Raw genomic sequence first — 22,405 nt, forward strand, 5'->3', positions numbered from 1 at the left:
ACGTTGTCCGTCAACCAAGAGGGCGTTTGTTATCCAACAAACTTAAGAATGAGCGCTACCACCAGTACGTAAATAGCAATCGCTTCGGCAAAAGCAATCGCGATAATCATTGCCAGCTGAATCTTGTCGGAATTGTCTGGATTGCGCCCCATAGCGATAAGCGCGGCCGCACCAATCATGCCGATGGCAATCGCAGGGCCAATGGAGCCAATCGCAATCGCAAATGCTGAAGGATCTTGAATCATAAAAATTTCTTACTACCTCTTTACTAAAAGTATACCAAGGACAAATCGTGATACGCGCGATTATCCTCTTTCTGTTGGCAAATGCTCAGTACTGAGCCGCACAAAGGTAAGTGCGAGCACGCAGAAGATATAGGCTTGAATCAGGCTAATAAAAAACTCCAGCACCATAAACGGCACCGGGAGAATGTACGGCACAAGAAACGCAATCACGATGAGCAGCACCTCGCCAGCAAACACATTGCCGAAGAGACGAAATGAAAACGAAAGGATACGCATGCTTTCTGACATTGCTTCAAACAAGCCGAGGATAAACGGAATAATGCCTGAGAAATTGAAAAAGTGTTTGAGATAGCCCTGCCAACCACTTGCTTTCACTGCAAACCATTGAATCGAGAAGACGGTCACAATAGCGAGCGCAAGCGTGGTGGTAAGGTCGCTATTTGGCGAGCGAAAGAGTGACACCTCGCCAGCATCGGTCGCAACGTAAAAAGAACCCAAAAAACCCGGCAACAAAGCAATGAGATTAGTGGTAAAGATAAATAGAAAGAGTGTCGCAATGAGCGGCAACACGCGCTTTGAAAGTGCGCGACTTTGCGTGACCGTATCAGCGAGTCGGAGCAGCTCCATCACAATGATATGCCAACCTTTCAGCAGCACATTACTATTCTCAGACTCTCGCCGATGCACATGGTAGTACCAAGCCAAACCCATCAAGAGCAGTGAGGCAACCAAAGTCGTAAAAAACGTATTGGTAATTAAAAACCCAAACACGGAGAGCACATATTCAGACTGAATACTAATGCCGGGCATATTATTTTTGCACTGACTTAGTAATAAGCGGCTTCATCATGTGGTACGCCTCATAGATAGTGAGCACGATACCGATGAGCGCGCCGCCAATAATAAAAATCGGACTCGTACCGAGTTTGCCATCGAGCCAATAGCCAAGCAACACAAAGCCCGCAACCGACGATGCCATCAAAAAACCGAGCTGAGTCGCCAGCGAAAGAGCGTATGAAAATTTGAAGCCATCTTCTTTATTCATGTACGTGGAACGTTCACGTATCAGTGTAGCACGTGCACGTATTCATTCTTTCGGAAAATCACCGATTACCAGCCCTGACTGATTGGACGAGACGCATTAATTTGGTATATTCAAAGCCTTATAACCTAAGCAAATTACTATGATGACGGGAAACGACATTCGTAAAAAATATCTAGATTTTATGGCCGCCAAAGGCCACGCTGTTGTGCCGTCTTCAGCCTTGGTGCCAGACAACGACCCAACCACACTCTTCACCGGAAGTGGTATGCAGCCAATGGTGCCGTATTTGCTTGGCGAAACGCACCCAAAGGGCGTTCGCATTGCCGACTCACAGAAGTGTTTCCGCGCTGAAGATATCGAAGAAGTGGGTGACAATCGTCACACTACGTTCTTTGAGATGCTCGGCAACTGGTCATTTGGTGATTACTTTAAAGAAGAACAAATCGACTGGATGTTTACGTTCTTAGTAGACGAACTCGGTCTCGACCCAAATAAGCTCTACATCACAGCCTTTGGCGGCGATGAAGCCAGTGGCGTACCAATCGACGACGAAGCACCAAAGCACTGGCAGCGTCTGTTTGGCGAAAAAGGAATTGATGCACGGGTAGCACACATGGGTAGCGAAGAAGATGGCTATAAGCGCGGCATGAAAGAAGGGGAGCGGATTTTCTACTACAACGCCAAGAAAAACTGGTGGAGCCGAGCTGGCGTGCCGCAAAATATGCCCGTTGGTGAACCAGGGGGTCCTGACTCTGAGATGTTTTATGATTTCGGTACCGAACACGACCCGAAGTGGGGCGAACACTGCCACCCAAACTGTGACTGTGGTCGCTTCATGGAAATCGGCAACAACGTCTTCATGCAGTACATCAAGAAGGGTGAAGGGGAGTTTGAAGAACTCAAGAACCGCAACATCGACTTTGGTGGTGGACTTGAACGTATTGCTGCCGCCGTAAACAACGAACCTGACGTCTTTAAGATCGATCTCCTCTGGAACGTCATTACCCAAATTCAGAAACTTTCCGGAAAGTTCTACATCGATAATGAGGAGGCGTTTCGGGTGATTGCCGACCATATCCGTGGCGCAGTGTTTATGATTGGTGACGGTGTGTTCCCAAGCAACAGTGAGCAGGGGTACTTTGTACGCCGCCTCTTGCGTCGTGCGGTACGATACGCTGACCAGCTCGGTATTCCAGCTGGCGAATTTAAGAACCTAGCTGAAAGTGTCATTACTACCTACGAAGCTCACTACACCAATCTCGGCGAGAAGCGTGACGTTATTAAGGAAGCAATTGAGAAAGAAGAAGCGCAATTCCGTAAGACACTGGAAAACGGCCTGAAGCAATTCAATAAAATTGAACTCCAAGTACACCTCAGCAAAGAAGAACTACAGCAAGCCAAAGCAACCGGCAAGATTGAAGGGGCAAAGACCAGAAAGGCCATTGGCGCAAAAAATGCCTTTGATCTCTTTACTACGTTCGGATTCCCGATTGAGCTCACTGAAGAAATCGCGTCTGAAAAAGGCCTCGTGGTAGATCGCCTTGGCTTTGAAAAGCTCATGACTGAACATCGCGAAAAGTCTCGCGCTGGCGCAGAGCAGAAATTTAAGGGTGGGCTAGCCGACAACTCAGAAAAGGTAGTACAGTATCACACAGCAACACACCTGATGCTCGCAGCGCTTCGCGAGATTCTCGGCACGCACGTCCATCAGGCCGGTTCAAACATTACTGGCGAACGACTCCGCTACGACTTCACGCACGGAGAAAAAGTAGCGCGAGAAACGCTAGATAAGGTAGAAGCTTGGGTCAACCACGCCATTAAGACCGGGGGAGTGGTGACGATTGAAACCATGAGCAAAGACGCTGCCGAGCAAGACCCAGCCATCGAAGGCAGCTTCTGGGATCGGTATCCAGACGAAGTAAAGGTCTACGTCATGACCGGCAATGACGGCACCATCTTCTCAAAAGAGCTTTGTGGAGGACCGCACGTCGAGAAGCTTGAAGATATTGAAGGCACTTTCAAAATCACTAAGGAAGAATCGTCTTCTGCTGGTGTACGCCGCATTAAGGCCGTTCTTCAGTAGAGGTTGTGTGTTGTGAAAACGACGGCCGGGCCCAAAGGGCCCGGCCGTCGTTTTCACAACTATCACATCGGACTGATAAATGCGCTCACGTATGCTGTTATACTATCTGCATGTCACTCTTTGGACTCAAGAAAAGCACCGACAGGTACGGCGTGCTCATTGACATTGGCTCAGGCAGCGTACTCACCGCCATCATATATTCCAATCCTAAAAATAAATATCCTTTCATTATCTGGTCGCATCGAGAGCACGCCCCTTTGCGCAATATTGACTCACTCGAACAGAGTGCTAAAGCAGTCATGACTGCCTTAATGAATTCATCAATGCGTCTTGACGCAGAAGGAAGAAAAGCTTTGTTTGACTACGACCAAGCCGCTGTCCTTAGTGAACTTCAGTGCAGCATTGCTGCACCTTGGGCATACACCGTCACCAAAACCATTAATTACAAGCAAGGAGCACCTTTCATCATCACTGAAGAACTGCTCGAAGAACTCACAAGCACAATCAACAAAAAGGTAGAAAACGACTTAGCTTCTAGTGCTGCTCTAAAAGACCTCGGCTTGCAGGCAATCACGCGAAACACCATGGATATGCTGTCAAACGGTTATCGCGTTCAGGATCCTGAGGGTGAACAAGCAACCGAACTCACCCTATCAAAAACAACGGTTGTCACTCAAGAGTATTTGATAGACGCGATAACCGAAATGCAAAACAAGCTCTTCCCAAATACAGCAGCGCGTAAGTTGTCTTTTATACTTATGCTCTACGCAGTAACCCGCAGACTCCTTAATCAAAGCTATGACGTATGCCTCATAGATATCACATACGAAGCGACTGAAATTGGCATTGTGCGTGATGGCGTACTCTCATACTGCACACACGCTCCATTTGGCTCTTTCTCACTCGCGCGAGAAATCTCAGCTGTCACAGGAGTTCCTCTGCACGAAGCGTTTGGATACCTACATACCGAGTCACCATATAGCTTTATCAAATCACTCCCGGACAATCAACAGGGGCAAATTGAGTCTGTTTTTGATGCGTATATACAACAAATTAGCAAACTCTTCCACGAAACTGGTGACTCACTTTCAATTCCTAAGCAAATTTCGCTTCACGCTGACTTAAACAGTGAAACACTCTTTTCTGACTTAATTGAAAAAGCAGTTAAACGATCAATCAAAAGCGAACCACGCATTATGCCTATTTCACAAGAAATCCTACAACAGACATATGAGACGATTGACCCCGCCACAAAAAAGCAACTCCCCAAAGATACTGCGCTGCTTTTGTCAGCACAATTCTTCCATGACCAACTCAGTGCACACAGCTTTGAGTACCTTTAATCTGTTTATGTTATAAAATATACGTATGGCACAAAAATGGAACCTGCAGGATATTCGACCAGCTGAGCCGAGAAAGCGTCGACTTCCACCAGAAATGCGCACCGTAGACACGAGTGCTGAAATGGAGACCTCACAACAACGACCAATAACACCTCCAAGCGACCGAGAGCATATCCCAAGCATCGTCATTGAAGACGGCAATAAAAACAATCGGAAACGACTACTGGTATCAATTGCACTGTTTGTTGTGATTGTTGGTGGCGCAGTAACACTCAGCGCTGTAATGGGGAAAACAGAACTTACTATATACCCAGTCAATCGTGAGCCGAATGTTAGCGCAGAAATTACCGCATATCCTGACAAGCGAGAAGGTGAACTAACGTACGAAATCATGACGCTAGAGGCGACAGGTGAAAAGCAAGTTAAGGCTAGTGGGCAAGTGCAAGTGGAGGAGCTAGCTACGGGCATCATCGAAATTAAGAAAACCACTCCTGGAGCCGAAAGACTTATTAAAAATACGCGATTCCGCACTTCTAGCGGACTCATTTTCCGTATCCAAGAATCAGTAGTGGTGCCTGGAGCAGTAAAGAATGAAAGCGGGCAATTAGTAGCAGGCACTATCCAAGCTGAAGTATTCGCAGATGACGTTGGTGAAGAGTACAACGCACCTGCCGGCACCACATTTGATGTCCCAGGCTTTAAAGAGGGTGGTTACACTGCACTATATGAAGCAATTAGTGCCAGCGCACCGCAAGCCTTCACCGGTGGGTTCAGCGGACCACAATTTCAGATTGATGAAGCAGAACTCCAGACAGCTCGTCAGGCTCTTCAAACTGAATTGCGCGATAATCTCCTGTTACGCATAGATAATGAAAAGCCGGCTGACTTTATCGCTTTTCCAAGTGCAGTTGCAGTTACCTACAATCAACTTCCTGCTGTGGAGTACGCAGGTGATTTGGTAACCATACGTGAACAAGCCATTCTTCAGATTCCGTTATTTAAGCAAACTGAATTTGGTTCGTACCTGGCAAAGGAAACAGTAGCCACATATAACGGCAATCCTGTGCGGGTAGAAGATCCAACCGTTCTTAGTTTTAGTTATCTTTCTAGCACCACCAGTGCAAGCATTATCGCCAACGAACCTTCCCTCAGCTTCCGTTTAACCGGAAAGCCTCTTCTTGTCTGGGAATATGACGCAGAAAAGCTTAAAACGGATTTAGCAGGACTTCCTAAAACCGCTCTAACAAACGCTGTTCCAGCCTATCCAGGAATTCAACGTGCCGAACTCAATATGACGCCATTCTGGCAGCGTACGTTCCCAGATGATCCAGAAGAAATCACTGTCATTGAACAAATTTCTAGTGAAGAGTAGGCGGTCTGATTACTTATATTGACGTTGCTTTGTTTATTTGTTAGACTCTTCGGGTTTAATGGATCAAGAGACATCAACGGTTAAGGACGATTTGGTGTACGGCATTGTGGAAGAAGCACTGCCGAACGCCCTTTTTCGTGTCACCGTAGAAGGGGAAGAAGAGCCCGTTCTCGCATACCTCTCGGGGAAAATGCGACGATTCCGGATTCGCGTACTCGTTGGCGACAAAGTCGGCATGGTGACCGATCCATATGGAGGTAAAGCGCGTATTACGAAGCGCCTCTAAGTAAACAAAAGCAAATATTATTATGAAAGTTCGATCATCAGTAAAAAAAATGAGTCCTGATGACATCATCGTTAAGCGAAAAGGTGTCGTCTACGTGATCAATAAGAAGAAGCCTCGCCACAAGCAGCGTCAAGGCTAAGTAAGATATGAGAATTTCAGGTATTACTATTCCAGACGAGAAGCACCTGTCATACGCCCTTACAGCGGTATATGGTATTGGACTCTCTCGCTCTGCACAGATTCTCGACGAATTGTCTATTCCTCACACTAAGAAGGCTACTGAGCTTTCTACAGAAGAAGAAAATGCGATTCGTGAAAAGGTAGAATCTTTCACCATCGAAGGTGAGCTCAAGCGCACGGTGTCAGCGAACATCAAGCGTCTTAAGGATATTGGTTCTTACCGTGGCTCACGTCACGCTAAGCGCCTTCCTGCTCGAGGTCAGCGCACGAAGACCAACTCACGCACACTTAAGGGTGCGAAGAAGACTATGGGTAGCGGTCGCCGTAAGCTCGAAAAGACCTAGAATTATTAGTATTCATTCATAATCTATCCGACATATGGGTAAGAAACGAATTATGAAGAAGAGCGGGGGATCAGATGTGGCTGGTACTTCACGTGCCTTAAACCGCATCCCAAAGCGTAAGCTTGCTACTGGTAAGCTTAATATCCTCGCTACCTTCAACAACACACTCGTTACACTTTGCGATAGCAAGGGTAATGCTGTTATGTCTGCCTCATCAGGCGCACTCGGCTTCAAGGGATCTCGCAAGAGCACACCATTTGCCGCAGCCAAGGTAGGTGAAATTATCGGAGAAAAAGCTCAGCAGATGGGAATGAAGGACGCAGAGGTCGTCGTCCGTGGTGTAGGCGCTGGTCGTGAATCAGCTCTCCGCGCATTCGCTGGAAAAGGAATCGGTATCCTCAAGATTACTGACAAGACTCCAGTGCCATTCAATGGACCACGAGCACCTAAGCCACGAAATATCTAGTAGCTTATGAAAATTGGACCTAAGTTTAAGATTGCCAAGCGTCTTGGAGCACCAATCTTTGAAAAGACACAGTCTGCAAAGTTTGAACTCTCACTCGCTCGCGGTGGCAACCAGCGCCGTGGACGTCGTCCAGGCCAAATGAGTGACTACAAGCGTCAGCTCATCGAAAAGCAGAAAATGCGATTCACGTACGGAATTACTGAAAAGCAGCTCCGTCGCTACGTAGACGATTCAATTGCTAAAGAAGGTCATCAGCCAGTAGCAATTCTTATGGATCGACTTGAATCGCGTCTTGATAACGTCATTTACCGAATGGGTCTTGCTAAGACTCGCCGTCTTGCTCGTCAAATCGTCTCACACGGACACATCTGTGTGAACGGCAAGAAGATGACCATTCCATCTCATAAAGTCCGTCCAAACGATGTGATTTCTATCCGCGAGGGTAGTCGTCAGTCAGGACTCTTTGTTAACCTAAGCGAAACACACGAAGCAGCCGGTGTGCCAGCTTGGGTAACCTTCGACGTAAAGAAGATGGAGGGAATCATGAAGTCAGCACCCGTTTATAATCCAGCCGAATCTCTGTTTGACCCTGAACAAGTGATGGAATACTACAGTCGATAAGGATTAGAGGTTTACTAAAATAAGCAAGTAAAAACACATTATGTTGGAAACAAATGTAACTCTACCGTCAAAGCCACGCGTTGTATCTGAGGAAGATAACCGCGGCGTCTTTGAGATCGACGGCCTCTATCCTGGCTACGGACACACACTCGGAAACTCACTTCGTCGCATTATTCTTTCTTCACTCCCGGGAGCTGCTATTACCCAGGTGAAGATTGATGGCGCTGAACACGAATTCTCTGCGCTCGACGGAGTAAAAGAAGATGTTATTACCATCCTCCTCAACCTTCGACGCGTTCGCCTTAACATGCACGCAGAAGAGCCGCTTACCATCACTCTTAAGAAGAAGGGTGTTGGTCCAGTAACTGCCGCTGATATCGACGCTCCGTCTCAAATTGAGATTTTGAGCCCGGAACAGCACATTGCTGAAATCACCAATGCTAAAACTGAGCTCAACATTGAACTTACAATTGAGCGCGGTCTTGGCTACGTACCACGTGAGGTGCACCAGAAAGACAAGGTAGAAATCGGCACCATTGCTATGGACGCTGTCTTTACCCCAATCCGTCGCGCAAACTACGAAGTAGAGAACATGCGTGTTGGTGACCGAACAGATTACAACCGACTTCGACTCATCATCGAGACAGACGGCTCATACTCAGCCCGTGAGGCGCTGGAGAAGTCTATCGAGATCATGATTCATCAGCTCAAAGCTGTGATTGGTTTCCAGGATCAGCATTCAGCCCCTGCAGCTCCAGCTGTAGCAGAAGAAGTTAAGTCAGAAGAACCTGATCCAGAGGTTCTCAAGACTCGCATTGAAACACTTGACCTTACTAGCCGTACGCTCCAAGCACTCGAAGAGGCGTCAATCCGCACTATCGGTGGTTTGGTTCGTAAGAAAACAGATGACATTCTTGCTCTAGACGGCATCGGTCCAAAGGGACTTGAAGAAATTCAAGACCTCCTCGGAAAGATGGGTCTGAAGCTTGAAGAATAACGCCTATGCGACACGCAAGTAAAACACGTACACTCAGCCGCACCCGCAGCCAGCGCACTGCTCTGGTCCGTGGTTTGGCAGTGTCACTCATCCGCGATGGTCAAATCAAGACCACACTCGCGAAGGCTAAGGAACTCCAGCCAAACATCGAACGTCTCGTGACTCATGCGAAGAAAGGAACTATTCCAGCTCGCCGTCATGTAGCGTCAGCGCTTGGTGAACCTAGCGAAACTATTATGAAGAAACTGTTCAGCGAGATCGCGCCAAAGTTTGCAGAACGCAACGGAGGGTACACTCGCATTGTGAAGCTTGGTCGGACTTCACCAGGACGCGATGAAGCAATTATTGCTTTCGTTGAATAATGCCTATGTCTACTACAGAAAACACAACTCGTGTACACACGATTGATGCTACAGGAAAGCGTCTTGGCAAAGTAGCAACAGAAGCTGCTACTGTTCTGCAAGGAAAAGATCAGGTTACATTTGCTCGCCACACAGTGGAAGCTGTAACGGTTGAAATCCAGAATGTAAGCAAGATGGATATTCCTGAAGGAAAGAAGGGCGAAATTTACCAGAGCTACTCAGGATACCCAGGCGGTCGCCGCACTGAAACCCTCGAGCACCTCGGTGAACGTCTCGGCTACAGCGAAGTAGTGCGCCGCACAATTGCTGGCATGCTTCCTGACAACAAGCTCAAGAAGCGTCTTATGAAGCAACTAATCGTAACTGAATAATCGTATGGCAACTAACACAGTATACGTGGAAGGACTCGGACGCCGCAAAACAGCGACGGCTCGTGTACGCCTTACACCAGCTTCAGAAACGAAGGTTACCGTAAACGGTAAGGAACTTACAGCATACTTCGGCAACCTCGGTCACCAGAAGGATGTGATGTCAGTTCTTGAAACAAAGGACGCCGGTATCGAAAATTACACTATTACCGCTAAGGTAGTAGGTGGTGGTATCTCAGCTCAGGCTGAAGCTATCCGTCTCGGTATCGCTCGCGCTCTTGTGAAAGAAAAGGCATCACGTCGTGGTGCACTCAAGGCTGAAGGCTACCTCAAGCGTGACCCACGTTCAGTGGAACGCAAGAAGTTCGGTCTTCGCAAAGCTCGCAAGCGACCAGCGTGGTCAAAGCGATAGTCCTACAGACTACACAAAAACTCCCCAGTGGGGAGTTTTTGTATGTTATAAATACTTTAGAGCCATACTAGGGAGACACGACCATGAAGACACAGCGCGGTATTACCATTATTCAACTCCTTTTGCTGATAGCAATCCTCGGATTGGTACTAGCCTCGCTCATACCAACATAAGCACCGACACGCAGCGCCTCCGGGCGCTGTTTTCTATTTACTTTTTATGAAAATGTTGTATTGTATTAAAAGATAAACCACAGGAGTTCATCATGCGAATTGCTGTTATTGAACCGAACCAAGACGACCTTTTTCTCATCGAGCACCTGCTTCGTCAATGCAACCACAAAGTCATCTGTATCTCTCACAGCAAAGGAGCAATGGCTCTCGGCCCTAACGAAGCAGATGCGATTATCATGGAGTACGATCAAGGCCCCGACAACCCCTCTGCAGCAGACATCTGCTGGACAGCAGTGACCTGGAAACGCTGGGTGCCCTGCCTGGTCCACACCGACCACCCAGACCGCATCCGGGCAGAACTTTTCCCTCCCAACACAGCATACAGAGAAAAAGGAAAGGATTTCAAGTACATCATCGACTTCCTGAAGCTCGTGCAGCAGTAACACAATTTTGGCCCGCGCAAAGCGCGGGCCACTTCATGACACCCTGGAGACCATATGAACCATTTTGTACTCAGTCTCGTCTTCGCACTTGTGTTCTCACTGAGCATCAGCACTTTCACTACCAGCAGCCACAAGGCACAGAGTGTTCTAGCGAAACTCGCTACCACCATTGCACTTGTGTACTTGTTGTACACACTTACATAAACGACTCCTTCCTGGAGTCGTTTTTTTGACAGCAGACATTTTTCTATTTATAATGCGCCCCGTATGGTGTATATGAACAATGAAAACGACGAAGTAGAGGTAGAAACCACCAACGATGATATTGACTTAGAAGAAACTGAATTAGTAGACGTAGAAGAGAAGAGCGGCGACAAGATTAAAAAACTGCAAGAGAAGCTGCGCCGTGCAGAAGAAGAAAAGAAAGAAGCTCAAGACGAGCTCCAGCGCGCACGCGCAGATTTCCTCAATGCCCGAAAACGACTCGACGAGGAACGCATCCGTGACCGCGCCCGGGCAAAAATAGCACACGTAGAAGAGTTACTGCCACTTTGCGACAGCTTCTATATGGCGATGAGCAATAAGGAAGCCTGGGAAAAAGCTGATGAAGCTTGGCGCAAAGGTGTCGAAGGTATTAACGGCCAACTCAATCGCATTCTTGATTCATACGGAGTGAAGGCGATTGACCCCCAAGGCGAAGTGTTTGACCCACACCGCGACGAAGCAATTGGTACCGAAAAGGTAACCGATGAAAAGCTCGTCGATACAGTAGTAACCGTCGTACAGCGAGGATTTGAAATGGAAGTAGACGGGAAAATGACAGTCATACGACATGCTCGGGTAACCACTGGAATTATGAATGAGTAAACGAGCGTAGCGACTATTACGAATTTATGTCTTGATTTGCACCATTCCTAGTGCAAATCACTAGACAAAGGAAATCTGTTAATTACTAGAAAATATTGTATACTCACGAAAAAATATATGGCAAAGATACTTGGAATTGACCTTGGAACCACCAACTCAGCAATGGCCATCATTGAAGCTGGTGAACCAACTATTGTAGAAAACAGCGAAGGCAATCGCACTACACCGTCGATTGTGGCAATCTCAAAGACAAACGAACGACTCGTTGGTCAGATTGCGAAGCGACAGGCGGTAACTAACCCGACAAATACCATTTACGGCATCAAGCGCTTCATGGGGCACAACTTTAGTGACTCTGTTGTCCAGAAGGATAAGGATATTGTCCCATACGAAATCAAGCAGGGAGCTGACGGTGGTGCAGTCGTAGTGATGGATGGTAAGGAATACCGTCCAGAGGAAGTGTCTGCGATGATTCTTACCAAGCTAAAGACTGACGCTGAAGCGAAGCTTGGCGAGAAAATCACTGAAGCAGTGATTACCGTACCAGCGTACTTCAATGACTCACAGCGCAAGGCTACTCAGGATGCTGGCAAGATTGCAGGACTTGAAGTAAAGCGCATCATCAACGAACCAACCGCCGCAGCACTCGCGTATGGCTTTAATAAGAAGAAGGACGAGAAGATTGTAGTATACGACTTCGGTGGTGGTACCTTTGACGTAACCGTACTTGAAGTAGGAGACGACGTCGTAGAAGTACAGTCTACCGACGGCGACGCACACATGGGTGGACGCGACATCGACCAAGGAATTGTTCGCTTCTTGATTGAAGAATTTAAGAAGACAAATGGAGTAGATCTCGGAAAGGATAAGCTTGCGCTCCAGCGACTCGATGAGGCTGCTGAGAAGGCGAAGCATGAACTTTCTTCAACCAACGAAACAGACATCAACATTCCATTTATCTCACAGGGTTCTGATGGACCACTCCACATGGACGTGAAGCTCACTCGTGCCAAGCTAGAAGAACTTGCTCATGAGTACGTCGACAAGTCTATCGAAATCACCAAGCGTGCTCTTGAAGCGTCAGGTCTCAAGAAGGAAGAAATCGACGAAATCATTCTTGTTGGTGGCCAGACTCGCATGCCGATTATTCAGACACGCGTGAAGGAACTCTTTGGTAAGGAACCAAACCGTACTATCAACCCAGACGAAGTAGTAGCACTAGGCGCGGCGATTCAGGCAGGTATTTTCCAGGGTGACGTACAGGACATTACACTTGTAGATGTGATCCCGCTTTCTCTTGGCATCGAAACCATGGGTGGTGTAAACACCAAGCTCATTGAGAAGAATACCCACATTCCAACCAAGAAGCAGCAAGTCTTCTCAACCGCCGCGGACAATCAAACCTCAACTGAGATCCATGTCGTACAAGGTGAGCGCCCAATGGCAAATGATAACAAGTCACTTGGACGTTTTGTGCTCGACGGCATTCCGCCAGCACCACGTGGCGTACCACAGGTAGAAGTGACCTTCGATGTCGACAGCAACGGCGTACTCAATGTAACCGCCAAAGACAAGTCGACTGGCAAAGAACAATCTATCCGCATCGAAGCCAACTCAGGTCTTACCGAAGAAGACATCGAACGCATGAAGAAGGAAGCAGAAGATCACGCTTCAGAAGATGAGAAGAAGAAGGAACTCATCGAAGTTCGCAATCAGGCAGAACAGATGGTGTACACCGCAGAAAAGGCACTCAAGGATCATGAGAAAGAAGTACCAGAAGATGTAAAGACTGAAATCAACGACAAGATTAAGCTGGCAAACGAAGCGAAAGGAAAGGATGACAAAGCAGCGATTGAAAGCGCCGTAAACGAACTCTCAACTTCACTTCAGAAGATTGGCGAGATTATGCAGAAAGCGGCTGAGGCAGCACAGAAGGGAGCAGAAGGCACTCCAACCGAAGGAAAGAAGGATGATGACGAACCAACCGTTCGTGACGCTGAAGAAGCTAAATAACTCTAGTTAGCTTTTAGCGGCAAAAACCCAACCTAGTTTTTAAGGAGCGACAGCGACTATAAAAACGGAAATGCCCTTGTGGTATAAGGGTTTTTGCCGCCCTAAAGCTCAGTAGAGCTTCAACAAACTACTTTGGTACAAACTCGACTCGCACACTCCTTGTGCGCCCCAGCCAAACCCGCCCGCACATAGTCGCTACTCGCTGAGTTTGCACACAAAGCAGTTATTAAGATTTACTTTGAAGACATGAAAGATTACTACCAAATATTAGGCCTTGAAAAAGGAGCGTCAAAGGACGAGGTGAAAAAAGCGTTCCGCAAAATGGCCGCCAAGTATCACCCTGATAAAAAGACCGGCGACGAAGAAAAGTACAAAGAAGTCACTGAAGCGTACGCTGTTTTAGGTGACGAAAAGAAAAAGGCTGAATACGATACCTACGGTCAATCATTCAACGGTGCTGGCGGCGGCGGTTTTGGCGGATTCGATTTCTCTGGTTTCCAGCAAGGGTTTGGCGGACAAGGTTTTGAATTCGACATCAACGACATCTTCTCAAACTTTGGTTTTGGCGGCGGCGGGCAGCAGCGCAAGCGTGGCCGCGATGTCTCTATAGATATCAACCTCACCTTTGAAGAATCTATCTTTGGTGTAACCCGCAAACTCCTCATTACTAAGAACAACACTTGTAGTGATTGTGATGGCTCAGGCGGCAAAAAGGGAGCTGGTACGACTGAATGTAGCACTTGTGCTGGGCAAGGTAAGATTCGTGAACAGCGTCAGAGCATCATGGGCGCGTTTACAACGGTGCGCGAATGTTCTACCTGTCACGGTACTGGCCAGGTGCCGAAGGAGCGTTGTGGCAAATGTGCTGGTGCTGGTATCACCCGTACTGAAGAGGAGATTTCCATCAAAGTGCCTACCGGTATCCAAAACGGGGAAGTCATTCGCATGACTGGTCGCGGCGAGGCGATGCCGCACGGCGAGCCTGGCGACCTCTACATCAAAGTTCATGTCGAGCAGCACGCCACCATCAAGCGCGACGGCTCTACCCTCATGACCAAGCTGCCGATTAAGCTCACTGACGCGCTACTTGGTGCTACGTATGCAGTCACCACACTCGACGGTGCTGTAGATATCAAAATCCCAGCCGGCATTACACACGGCGAACTCCTCCGCATCAAGGAGAAAGGCGTACCAACCGACCGCGGCGGTCGCGGCGACTTCATGGTGAAGATTTCGGTCGAAACCCCCAAGAAACTTTCAAAAAGAGCCGAGAAACTCGTACAGGAGCTGCGAGAAGAAGGGATATAAAAAGTGCGCATGGACAAAGTCCATGCGCACTTTTTATGATACGCTTAACCTCCATGCCCACCCAATCCACCCGCTTTGACTTCGGCGACAACAAAACACCTTCCAGCACCTTCACGCTCCATGAACGCATCATTGAGGATCGCGGGAGTAAATACTCAGTGAGTATCGGGCATGTGACTGGTCGGGAGGACATCAAGCAATTTTTGAAGACACTTAAAAGCAAAAAGAAATACGCCAGCGCCACCCACAATAGCTGGGCAGCGCGCATCTCGCACGAAGGCACTATCTACGAGACCAAATCAGACGATGGCGAGACTGGCGCTGGCATGGTGATTTTGCGTGCCATGCAAAAGGAGGATGTGGTGGACGCGGTCATTTGTGTCACCAGGTGGTTCGGGGGCGTCATGCTCATGAATGACCGCTTCAAACACCTCCAAGAGGCCACTGGATATGCCATTCAAAACATATCGCCATAATAAAAAACACCAGCTGTACCAGCTGGTGTTTTACTACTCACTGAGCGTTTTAAATTGCCTTCGAAACCACCACACGACCAACGGCAATGAAAGCAGGCCAAGTGCTATCAGTATCGTTTGTGTCTTACCGTCTGTTTCGGTGATTGCTGTTGTCAGGTAGTACCCGTGCAATACAACACCAACAGCCCAAATCGTAGAAGCAGCCACAATCACCAACAAAAAGACTTGTTGCTTCATGTTACACACCGCAGCTGCGACAGGAACGAACACTTTTACCACTGGAACAAATTTGCCCATGAAGGATATTTTTACATTGCTCCGATCAAACACTCGCCTAAAATGATCAAACGCAACCCGGCGTTTTTTCAGAAAGACAACCTGATCAAACAACTGTTCGAGCCCACACCTGCGCACTATGTAATACACCACCATGTTACCGATTGTGTTTCCAGCAGTTCCCGACAAAACAACATACGAGAAGTCGAGGGGGCCAACTGCTACAAAGTAGCCAGCCGGTAGATACACAAGTGGTGAAGACGGAGCGGAGGTCATGCCGTTAAGAATCATCAAGCAAAAAATGGCGAAATAGCCATACTGCTGAACCAAATCGTTCATCATTGCTTCCATGAGCAACTCCTAAAAAGAACTACAGCTAGTAAAACACAGACTGCGTAATTTTAAAATAGCTTAGAAAATCAAACACACGCCTATACAATCAAAAGAAAACCCACGAGTTTCGTGGGTTTAAATCGTTGCAAATGGTCACACATGGTCAATGTGACCACCGATTAAGTATGCACGCGTTTTTTCCATCACGGCAATGCTAAAGCAGATAAGCACATGACCACGCGACATCGGAACAAGTTTGACGTTTTGCGACGAAACTGTAGGCAGAGCCAATCTACCTATGATGAGATCTCTCGTGCCATAGAGGGCCAACTGCGGCACAGAGAAGGATCGTTCAATAGTCTTGTATTGATTAACACTCACCTGTGAAGCACCCTTCTTGGCCAAAAACCGGTGCATCATCGCTGGAACACTATAGTTGGGAGCTTCCTGTTCCTTGAGTGGACTAAAAACCGTCACCAACTTCGAGACAATTTCTTTCCCTCCAAGAGCTTCAACGTAATACCGAGCGACCACACCACCCTGGCTGATACCAATCAAATGAATCTGCGTTGCGCCACACTCATCGATATTGCATCGATTTGTGCTTTTACCTCAAGCGCCGCGCTCTCAAGATCATTTCGGTAATCAAAACCAATTGAAATGACATCGATGCCCGAACGCTTAAACCACTGAACAAACGGAAATACCGTAGTATAGTAGTTTGCCAGAATACCGTGCAAAACAATCGTAAGTTGACCTCCGCTGGCCTTCACAGCATTCACGCACGCAGCGTTATGGCTATCCATTTTTTTCTTACTTGCGCGCAATACTCCAAGCGGACACACCATTGATTTGATTCTATGCTCAATTTGAGCGGTCCAATGCTTTTCCATAATCCACGCTCCAAAAGAAAATGGCCAATACACACCGATACACTTTGCCGTAAAAAACCCAGCTTCCTCGCTGACTATACCAAACAATCAGACTGCTGAATCAAAAAAACACGCTTACCGACCACTGTCAACAGAAGCAAGCCTGAGAGCAACATACTGTGCTAGGCGTGAAATAACATGCCCAACAACAAATACAGCGGCCACACTTATGAGTAAGTCAGTTGCGCCGCGCTCAATATCGAGCAACTCTGTCATTCCTTGACTAAAAATCAAAACGAAACCAAACAAAGTGCCAATAAATAAAACATTAGCCAACACGTTGAAAAATAAGTATTTAGCAAAAGGTATTTGATGCTTCGCAACCACGTAGATGGTTAACACCAGCCGCATACCCACCATGAACTTAATGAACAACAGTAACACGTATGGATACTTGTCTGCCAGCGCAAAAAATGACTGTTTGGCTGGCTTTGTCTTCGTCAGCTCTCTCTTTTGAAACCAGTCCTTAAGCCATGACCAAGCCGTGAAGCGAGTAACGCCGTACCAAAATACATCTGCAGAAAGCGATCCCAGGAAAGTGAAAAAGAGCGCAACTGCAATATGTAGATGCCCCTGCAACGCCATCGTGATTGAGAGCAGACCACCAATTTCACCCATCGAAATAGTAGCCGCCCACACCATAAAAGCAGTCAGTATAGAGGCGTCAGTGAGGAAGAATGTTTCAAAATATATAAACAGATTCTCAAACATATTCATTGGATTCTAACATGAGAACACTATTCTGCTGACGTAGCTAGACAGACACGCGGCCCAAAATATGCCGCTCTAGCTTTCTCGATACTCGATGGAAGTATACGGCCGCACTGCAAATCGAGGCCAAAGTATCGCTAGAAAATTTAGCAAAAAACCAACAATAAAAGGCAACTTGCCCCAAATATGAATCAGCTCCGAATATGGATACCGAGTGAGTCCTTGTTCATCTTGAGTTGAGAAAAATGACGTATCAAAACAGTAAAACGAATCTTCGTCATACCCCCACACGACTAACCAATGACCAAGGCCGCTTCTCGTGAAAATAATAGAACACAAACCCTGATCAATTCTATCCTTCAGATAGGACACTTGCGAACTATTTTGGTGTGTTATCGACGCAGTCACACCAAGATCTTCGAGCGACTTCACCATATCGTATGGCAACATGGCGCCAATTTCAAAGACGGTCATACTCACAGAAAATGGCTCGTGGTGAATGCGCGGAATTCGACCAAGCCGACACAGCAGCAACTCAATAGAGACAGGACCGCATGCTTGTCTTGATTTCACACTACTATCCCAGCCATCCGGAAGTGGTAATAATGTTCGATGTAGAGTATTTCTCATAAGCAACTCAGTTTACCAGAATTCAACAAGCCGCTCAAAATGGCAAAGCATCAGAACTTTTGACTCATGGTACGATATACACATACCCACATCACCTTTGCACACATGAGCGAAACTACAACTGCAATCAAAGAGCGTCAACGTTTAGAATTTCTCATAAAGCGCGTCTGGCCGACGTACCGACTTTTTGTAAAGCATCATCTAACTAAGCGCTGCACCAAATGTGCAATTTCAGAACGAGCTTCGGGCACTTTTAGTCCGGACGGTATCTGTCCGATTTGTCTACAAAAATCTTCTAAAACCACCAGTAATACCGTAGCAATTTCTGAGGAACAAGAGGCTGCTATGCACGCACAGATTGCAAATGCTTTATCTGGAGCACAGGGAACAGGAGGTTTTCTCTATGATGCGCTTGTATTCTACAGTGGCGGCAAAGACAGTACCTACTTGCTGCATCGACTCAAGATTGACTATCCCAATCTGCGACTCTTGGCAATTACTGTCGACAATGGATTTATGAGCCCCGTTGCAATGAGCAACATCAAACAAACCATTGCTCGCCTTGATGTAGAGTACATGATTCTTAAACCGCCAAGTACGTTGTACAAAAAACTTTTTGCTTACGCATTTACACACCCAAGTAAAATGGGTTCTGCAGAGTCAATTGATGTTTTAGATGGCGAATTACGATTTGATATTGGACGGCACCTTGCGGCAAAACTGCATATCCCGCTCATTCTGATCGGCTTATCGCGTGACCAAATGTCCGTATATAACGGCAAACCACAATGCGAAAGCGACCGAGCATTTGAAGAATCAAAACGAACAACAGTAAGTAACTACACGCTCACTGAATTGCCACTTTCGTCAGAGGAATCAAAATACTGGTGGGACGCGACCCGCTATGACAATGGCGCCATTGCACGCGTACTCTTCCCACTAGCAGCTTGGAATAAAGACGAACAGTTTCTTTCCAACGAAGTGGTTGCACTCGGACTTATTTCCGAAGGGAAGCAAAGTCCATTGCTGACCAATCATTTACTCATCCCCCTCATGGCCCTGACTGATGTTGCACAACTTGGCTACGCGAGTTGGGAGCCTGAATTTGCACAAATGATTCGAGAAGGTAAAGCTGACCGAAAGTACTGGCAACATCTTTTTGAAATGGTTGAATACGCAGCGAAAACAGGCAGATTCATTGGCGCTTCTATCGACGACCTTCTCACTCAACTAAACCTACGTCGCGCTGACGTAGGCCTATAAAGACGGTGAGTTACACGCAGTTGTTCGGCCGTTCACATAGCCTTCGCCGCCAAAAATATTCTATAATGGAATCATATGGACCTTGGATACTTCTTGGACCTCACGTATGAATTTGCCTTCTTCTTGGGCGTCTTTACTTTTTTTATAGCGTTTGCTGTTTTAAAAGGCAGGCAGGCAGTGATGAATGTAACCGCTGGACTTTACCTCGCGATTGTTGTCACGACATACTTCCCGAATTACAGCACTATTTTCCCAGACGCCTCTAAGGCACTGCCAGAGATTGGCTTCTTTGCTTTCATTGCACTCTTAGCTACACTGCTTTTCTTCCGCATCATGCCGGAAGAGTTTCAAGAAAAACGTTTTGAAAGCATGGGGAAGAAACTACTCCTGTCGTTTGGTGCAACGGTGCTCACCATCGCCATTTGTTTCCAATTATTATCAGTAGGGGAGCTACTTAACGCCGACACACCACTTCAGTCACTCTTTGCCCCAAAAGAATTCTTCTTCTGGTGGCTCTTGGCGCCACTCGCAATCTTGTACGTCGTATAGAAAAACGCAGCCGAAGCTGCGTTTAAGAAAGAGGAGGGACGAATTCAGTCGCGATCCATCATGTCAATGATGGTGCCGTCATAGTCCTGCCAGTTCTCGCCAACCTCATGAATGAACTGACGTTCAATGAGAGAAGCAAACTGATGTTGCTTGTAGTACGGACAGAACGGATGGTCGCCGGGCTCTTCCGGCCAATCGTCCTCGCGATTTTCATCAAACCATTGGTCAAACTTGTCGATGACCTCATCGGAAATACCTGCCAGCTTGCACAGATGACTCTCGATGAGCTCGTGCAAGCCGATGGCAAGCGACCAAGAGTCGTTGCCCATATCGGAGACGAGAATGGTCGTCTTACCACCCTCATCAGTCTGATAGTCACCAACAGTGTTGTATCGTTGATGTTCATGCGGAATGGTTTTGATTTTGATGTCCAGCATCTGAATCTCCTTTAGGTATGGGGTCAAAAAACTGCTTACTTTATAACATAAATAAGCAGCAAAGTCAATTAACACGTATTTGTACACAGCTTGAACATTGACAAATCAATTGTTTGTTTTAAAATATACGCACCAAAAATGACAACAGAAGATTCAATACAATTCGGGCTGCACTTCATGTTTGATGGATACGGAGCAGACCCAGACACACTCAAAGACAGTACCAAACTCACTGATATCTTGCGAACAATCCCTGCTAGCATGGGAATGCACGCCATATCAGAACCACTTGTTGTGGAAGTTGGCCCCAAAAACCGCAAGGACCCAGGGGGTGTCAGCGGTTTTGTGATGATTGCAGAAAGCCACATCAGTTTCCATACTTTTCCAAATCGTGGTTTTATTACCGCCGACGTCTACACGTGTCAAAACGAAATGGACACCGATAAGCTCACTAAGCTTTTCGTGGACAGTTTCAAGATTACTGATTTTGAAACCCATGTCTTGCCACGCGGTACCAGATACCCAGCTGAAGACATTTCTAAATAATCCTCCCTATGCGTGTACTCTTTATCTCAGGAGAACTTATCGGCTCAGCAGTCGTTCATCAACTCATTAAAGAGGGACACGAGGTTAAATTGTTTGTCGCACACAAAGACCGCCACGACTGTTTGCGGGGTTTTGCTGTGCGCACTGATAATTGGCACGACGAACTACCTTGGGTAGGAAAGGACGGTCTGATTGTGTTTGATGATGTTACCTTTGGTGACACTCCCGATAATCTGCGCGCCGAGGGATATAGTGTGTTTGGTGGCAGTAAAGCCAGTAGTGATATTGAGCTCGACCGTGAGCTGTTTCAACGCATCATGGCAGATGCTGGTATTGCGACACTGCCATCTTTCGATTTCGACACCCCCGACGAAGCGATGACTTTCGTAAAAGAAAATCCAGGCGAATGGGTAATTAAACAAAACTCGCACATCAGCGCCCTCAACTATGTAGGACTCCGACAAGACGGGCAAGATATTCTCGATATGTTGCAATACTACAAAGACATGGGTATTGCACCACTCCACCTCCAGAAGAAAGCGACCGGTATCGAAATCGGTGTAGCGCGGTATTTTAACGGCACCGACTGGGTTGGTCCGATTGAAATTAACATGGAGCACAAGCCGCTGATGAATGAAAGCATCGGGCCGCTCACAGCTGAAATGGGTACGCTCATGTGGTATGAGACAGACGAGTCCCAGCCAATCTTCCAAGCGACACTCGCCAAACTAAAACCATACCTCACCGAGATAGGCTACAAGGGCGATATCGATGTCGGCTGTATTGTAAACGAGGACGGCGTCTGGCCACTTGAGACCACTACGCGCTTTGGCACCCCATCCACCGAACTCCAGTGTGAACTGCAGATTTCACCATGGGGCGACATGCTAAAAAGCATTGCTGACGGCGAAGCATACAACCTGCAGTATCACGATGAGTACGGGATTGTAGTATCAGTAACCGTACCACCGTTTCCATTTGCTCCAGACAACGCTTCAGGTGCAGGCATCCTTACTTCAAAAGGCATGTCCGTTTTCTTTGCTGATGATTTTACTGACGAAGACATGCAACACGTACACTTTGAAGAAGTATCAAAAACCACACTCAGTGATGGTTCCACTCGCCATTTCCTTGGCGGACACCACGGCTACGCACTGTACGTAACCGGAAAGGGGAAGACGGTCGAAGAAGCGCGCACGAAAGCGTACGATATTGTACGAAAAATCTTTATTCCGAAAATGATGTACCGCACTGATATCGGCTCCGCTTTTCTAACCCATGAGCAAACCACACTTCGTGAGTGGGGATGGATTGCATAATTACT

The 22,405-nt window shown here is 47.2% G+C and carries 30 protein-coding genes; 21 read left to right on the top strand and 9 right to left on the bottom strand.

What is annotated here, in order from left to right; translation table 11 throughout:
- Positions 1 to 29: 29 nt before the first annotated feature.
- From H6780_04490 to H6780_04500, 3 genes are read right to left on the bottom strand one after another with little or no spacing between them, the layout of a single operon-like run.
- Positions 30 to 245 carry an ATP synthase F0 subunit C gene (locus tag H6780_04490; GenBank protein ID USN88716.1) on the bottom strand — a complete coding sequence of 72 codons (216 nt, stop codon included), beginning with the start codon at positions 243 to 245 and terminating at the stop codon, positions 30 to 32.
- Positions 246 to 305: 60 nt separating this feature from the next.
- Positions 306 to 1,055, bottom strand: coding sequence for a F0F1 ATP synthase subunit A (locus H6780_04495; GenBank protein USN88717.1), 750 nt, complete (start codon positions 1,053 to 1,055; stop codon positions 306 to 308).
- A 1-nt stretch (position 1,056) separates the two neighbouring features.
- Positions 1,057 to 1,290: an AtpZ/AtpI family protein gene (locus tag H6780_04500; protein ID USN88718.1), complete on the bottom strand. Its 234-nt coding sequence runs from the start codon at positions 1,288 to 1,290 to the stop codon at positions 1,057 to 1,059.
- A 142-nt stretch (positions 1,291 to 1,432) separates the two neighbouring features.
- Here H6780_04500 and H6780_04505 point away from each other — a divergent pair, with 142 nt between their 5' ends.
- From H6780_04505 to H6780_04585, 17 genes are all read left to right on the top strand, one after another.
- The gene (locus H6780_04505; GenBank protein USN88719.1) at positions 1,433 to 3,373 is read left to right on the top strand and encodes an alanine--tRNA ligase; all 1,941 of its coding nucleotides are present in this window, start codon (positions 1,433 to 1,435) and stop codon (positions 3,371 to 3,373) included.
- A 110-nt stretch (positions 3,374 to 3,483) separates the two neighbouring features.
- Positions 3,484 to 4,716, top strand: coding sequence for a hypothetical protein (locus H6780_04510; GenBank protein USN88720.1), 1,233 nt, complete (start codon positions 3,484 to 3,486; stop codon positions 4,714 to 4,716).
- Positions 4,717 to 4,741: 25 nt separating this feature from the next.
- Positions 4,742 to 6,088, top strand: a complete 1,347-nt coding sequence (locus H6780_04515) for a hypothetical protein (GenBank protein ID USN88721.1) — start codon at positions 4,742 to 4,744, stop codon at positions 6,086 to 6,088.
- Between the two features lie 58 nt (positions 6,089 to 6,146).
- Positions 6,147 to 6,374 (top strand): translation initiation factor IF-1, encoded by a 228-nt coding sequence (gene infA / locus H6780_04520; GenBank protein ID USN88722.1) that lies wholly within the window; start codon positions 6,147 to 6,149, stop codon positions 6,372 to 6,374.
- Positions 6,375 to 6,396: 22 nt separating this feature from the next.
- A complete protein-coding gene (gene rpmJ / locus H6780_04525; protein USN88723.1) occupies positions 6,397 to 6,513 on the top strand; it encodes a 50S ribosomal protein L36 in 117 nt (38 codons plus the stop codon).
- 7 nt (positions 6,514 to 6,520) lie between these two features.
- Positions 6,521 to 6,898 (top strand): 30S ribosomal protein S13, encoded by a 378-nt coding sequence (rpsM, locus tag H6780_04530; protein USN88724.1) that lies wholly within the window; start codon positions 6,521 to 6,523, stop codon positions 6,896 to 6,898.
- Positions 6,899 to 6,932: 34 nt separating this feature from the next.
- On the top strand, positions 6,933 to 7,364 hold the full coding sequence (gene rpsK / locus H6780_04535; protein USN88725.1) for a 30S ribosomal protein S11: 432 nt from the start codon (positions 6,933 to 6,935) through the stop codon (positions 7,362 to 7,364).
- Positions 7,365 to 7,370: 6 nt separating this feature from the next.
- Positions 7,371 to 7,985 (top strand): 30S ribosomal protein S4, encoded by a 615-nt coding sequence (rpsD, locus tag H6780_04540; GenBank protein ID USN88726.1) that lies wholly within the window; start codon positions 7,371 to 7,373, stop codon positions 7,983 to 7,985.
- 40 nt (positions 7,986 to 8,025) lie between these two features.
- Entirely contained in the window at positions 8,026 to 8,982 is a 957-nt protein-coding gene (locus H6780_04545; protein USN88727.1) for a DNA-directed RNA polymerase subunit alpha, read from the top strand.
- Between the two features lie 5 nt (positions 8,983 to 8,987).
- Complete coding sequence (rplQ, locus tag H6780_04550; GenBank protein ID USN88728.1) at positions 8,988 to 9,344, top strand: 50S ribosomal protein L17; 357 nt, start codon at positions 8,988 to 8,990, stop codon at positions 9,342 to 9,344.
- Between the two features lie 5 nt (positions 9,345 to 9,349).
- Positions 9,350 to 9,715, top strand: coding sequence for an uL13 family ribosomal protein (locus tag H6780_04555; protein ID USN88729.1), 366 nt, complete (start codon positions 9,350 to 9,352; stop codon positions 9,713 to 9,715).
- A gap of 4 nt (positions 9,716 to 9,719) precedes the next feature.
- Positions 9,720 to 10,124 (top strand): 30S ribosomal protein S9, encoded by a 405-nt coding sequence (gene rpsI, locus H6780_04560; GenBank protein USN88730.1) that lies wholly within the window; start codon positions 9,720 to 9,722, stop codon positions 10,122 to 10,124.
- Between the two features lie 373 nt (positions 10,125 to 10,497).
- Positions 10,498 to 10,740, top strand: coding sequence for a hypothetical protein (locus tag H6780_04565; protein ID USN88731.1), 243 nt, complete (start codon positions 10,498 to 10,500; stop codon positions 10,738 to 10,740).
- A gap of 267 nt (positions 10,741 to 11,007) precedes the next feature.
- Positions 11,008 to 11,607, top strand: coding sequence for a nucleotide exchange factor GrpE (locus H6780_04570; GenBank protein USN88732.1), 600 nt, complete (start codon positions 11,008 to 11,010; stop codon positions 11,605 to 11,607).
- A gap of 117 nt (positions 11,608 to 11,724) precedes the next feature.
- Positions 11,725 to 13,620: a molecular chaperone DnaK gene (gene dnaK / locus H6780_04575; protein ID USN88733.1), complete on the top strand. Its 1,896-nt coding sequence runs from the start codon at positions 11,725 to 11,727 to the stop codon at positions 13,618 to 13,620.
- 246 nt (positions 13,621 to 13,866) lie between these two features.
- Positions 13,867 to 14,928, top strand: coding sequence for a molecular chaperone DnaJ (dnaJ, locus tag H6780_04580; protein USN88734.1), 1,062 nt, complete (start codon positions 13,867 to 13,869; stop codon positions 14,926 to 14,928).
- 53 nt (positions 14,929 to 14,981) lie between these two features.
- Positions 14,982 to 15,404 (top strand): YigZ family protein, encoded by a 423-nt coding sequence (locus tag H6780_04585; GenBank protein USN88735.1) that lies wholly within the window; start codon positions 14,982 to 14,984, stop codon positions 15,402 to 15,404.
- A gap of 33 nt (positions 15,405 to 15,437) precedes the next feature.
- Here the strand turns inward: H6780_04585 and H6780_04590 are convergent, their stop codons facing one another.
- From H6780_04590 to H6780_04610, 5 genes are all read right to left on the bottom strand, one after another.
- Positions 15,438 to 16,031, bottom strand: coding sequence for a VTT domain-containing protein (locus H6780_04590; protein USN88736.1), 594 nt, complete (start codon positions 16,029 to 16,031; stop codon positions 15,438 to 15,440).
- A gap of 135 nt (positions 16,032 to 16,166) precedes the next feature.
- Positions 16,167 to 16,571 carry a hypothetical protein gene (locus H6780_04595; GenBank protein ID USN88737.1) on the bottom strand — a complete coding sequence of 135 codons (405 nt, stop codon included), beginning with the start codon at positions 16,569 to 16,571 and terminating at the stop codon, positions 16,167 to 16,169.
- On the bottom strand, positions 16,568 to 16,906 hold the full coding sequence (locus tag H6780_04600; protein ID USN88738.1) for a hypothetical protein: 339 nt from the start codon (positions 16,904 to 16,906) through the stop codon (positions 16,568 to 16,570). Before H6780_04600 ends, H6780_04595 begins: the two co-directional genes overlap by 4 nt.
- Positions 16,907 to 17,020: 114 nt before the next feature.
- A complete protein-coding gene (locus H6780_04605; GenBank protein USN88739.1) occupies positions 17,021 to 17,656 on the bottom strand; it encodes a hypothetical protein in 636 nt (211 codons plus the stop codon).
- A gap of 75 nt (positions 17,657 to 17,731) precedes the next feature.
- Positions 17,732 to 18,286 (bottom strand): hypothetical protein, encoded by a 555-nt coding sequence (locus H6780_04610; protein USN88740.1) that lies wholly within the window; start codon positions 18,284 to 18,286, stop codon positions 17,732 to 17,734.
- A gap of 66 nt (positions 18,287 to 18,352) precedes the next feature.
- Between H6780_04610 and H6780_04615 the strand changes: the two genes are divergently transcribed.
- Together H6780_04615 and H6780_04620 are read left to right on the top strand one after the other, a co-directional pair.
- Entirely contained in the window at positions 18,353 to 19,549 is a 1,197-nt protein-coding gene (locus tag H6780_04615) for a hypothetical protein (GenBank protein USN88741.1), read from the top strand.
- A 75-nt stretch (positions 19,550 to 19,624) separates the two neighbouring features.
- Positions 19,625 to 20,098 (top strand): hypothetical protein, encoded by a 474-nt coding sequence (locus H6780_04620; GenBank protein USN88742.1) that lies wholly within the window; start codon positions 19,625 to 19,627, stop codon positions 20,096 to 20,098.
- Positions 20,099 to 20,142: 44 nt separating this feature from the next.
- On the opposite strand, the gene H6780_04625 is transcribed toward H6780_04620, so the two are convergent.
- Entirely contained in the window at positions 20,143 to 20,562 is a 420-nt protein-coding gene (locus H6780_04625) for a hypothetical protein (protein USN88743.1), read from the bottom strand.
- A gap of 111 nt (positions 20,563 to 20,673) precedes the next feature.
- Between H6780_04625 and speD the strand changes: the two genes are divergently transcribed.
- Both speD and H6780_04635 read left to right on the top strand, forming a co-directional pair.
- Entirely contained in the window at positions 20,674 to 21,081 is a 408-nt protein-coding gene (gene speD / locus H6780_04630) for an adenosylmethionine decarboxylase (protein ID USN88744.1), read from the top strand.
- A gap of 8 nt (positions 21,082 to 21,089) precedes the next feature.
- Positions 21,090 to 22,400 (top strand): hypothetical protein, encoded by a 1,311-nt coding sequence (locus H6780_04635; protein USN88745.1) that lies wholly within the window; start codon positions 21,090 to 21,092, stop codon positions 22,398 to 22,400.
- Positions 22,401 to 22,405: the final 5 nt, after the last annotated feature.

This window comes from Candidatus Nomurabacteria bacterium, from assembly GCA_023898565.1.
GTDB lineage: Bacteria > Patescibacteriota > Minisyncoccia > Phycocordibacterales > UBA918 > OLB19.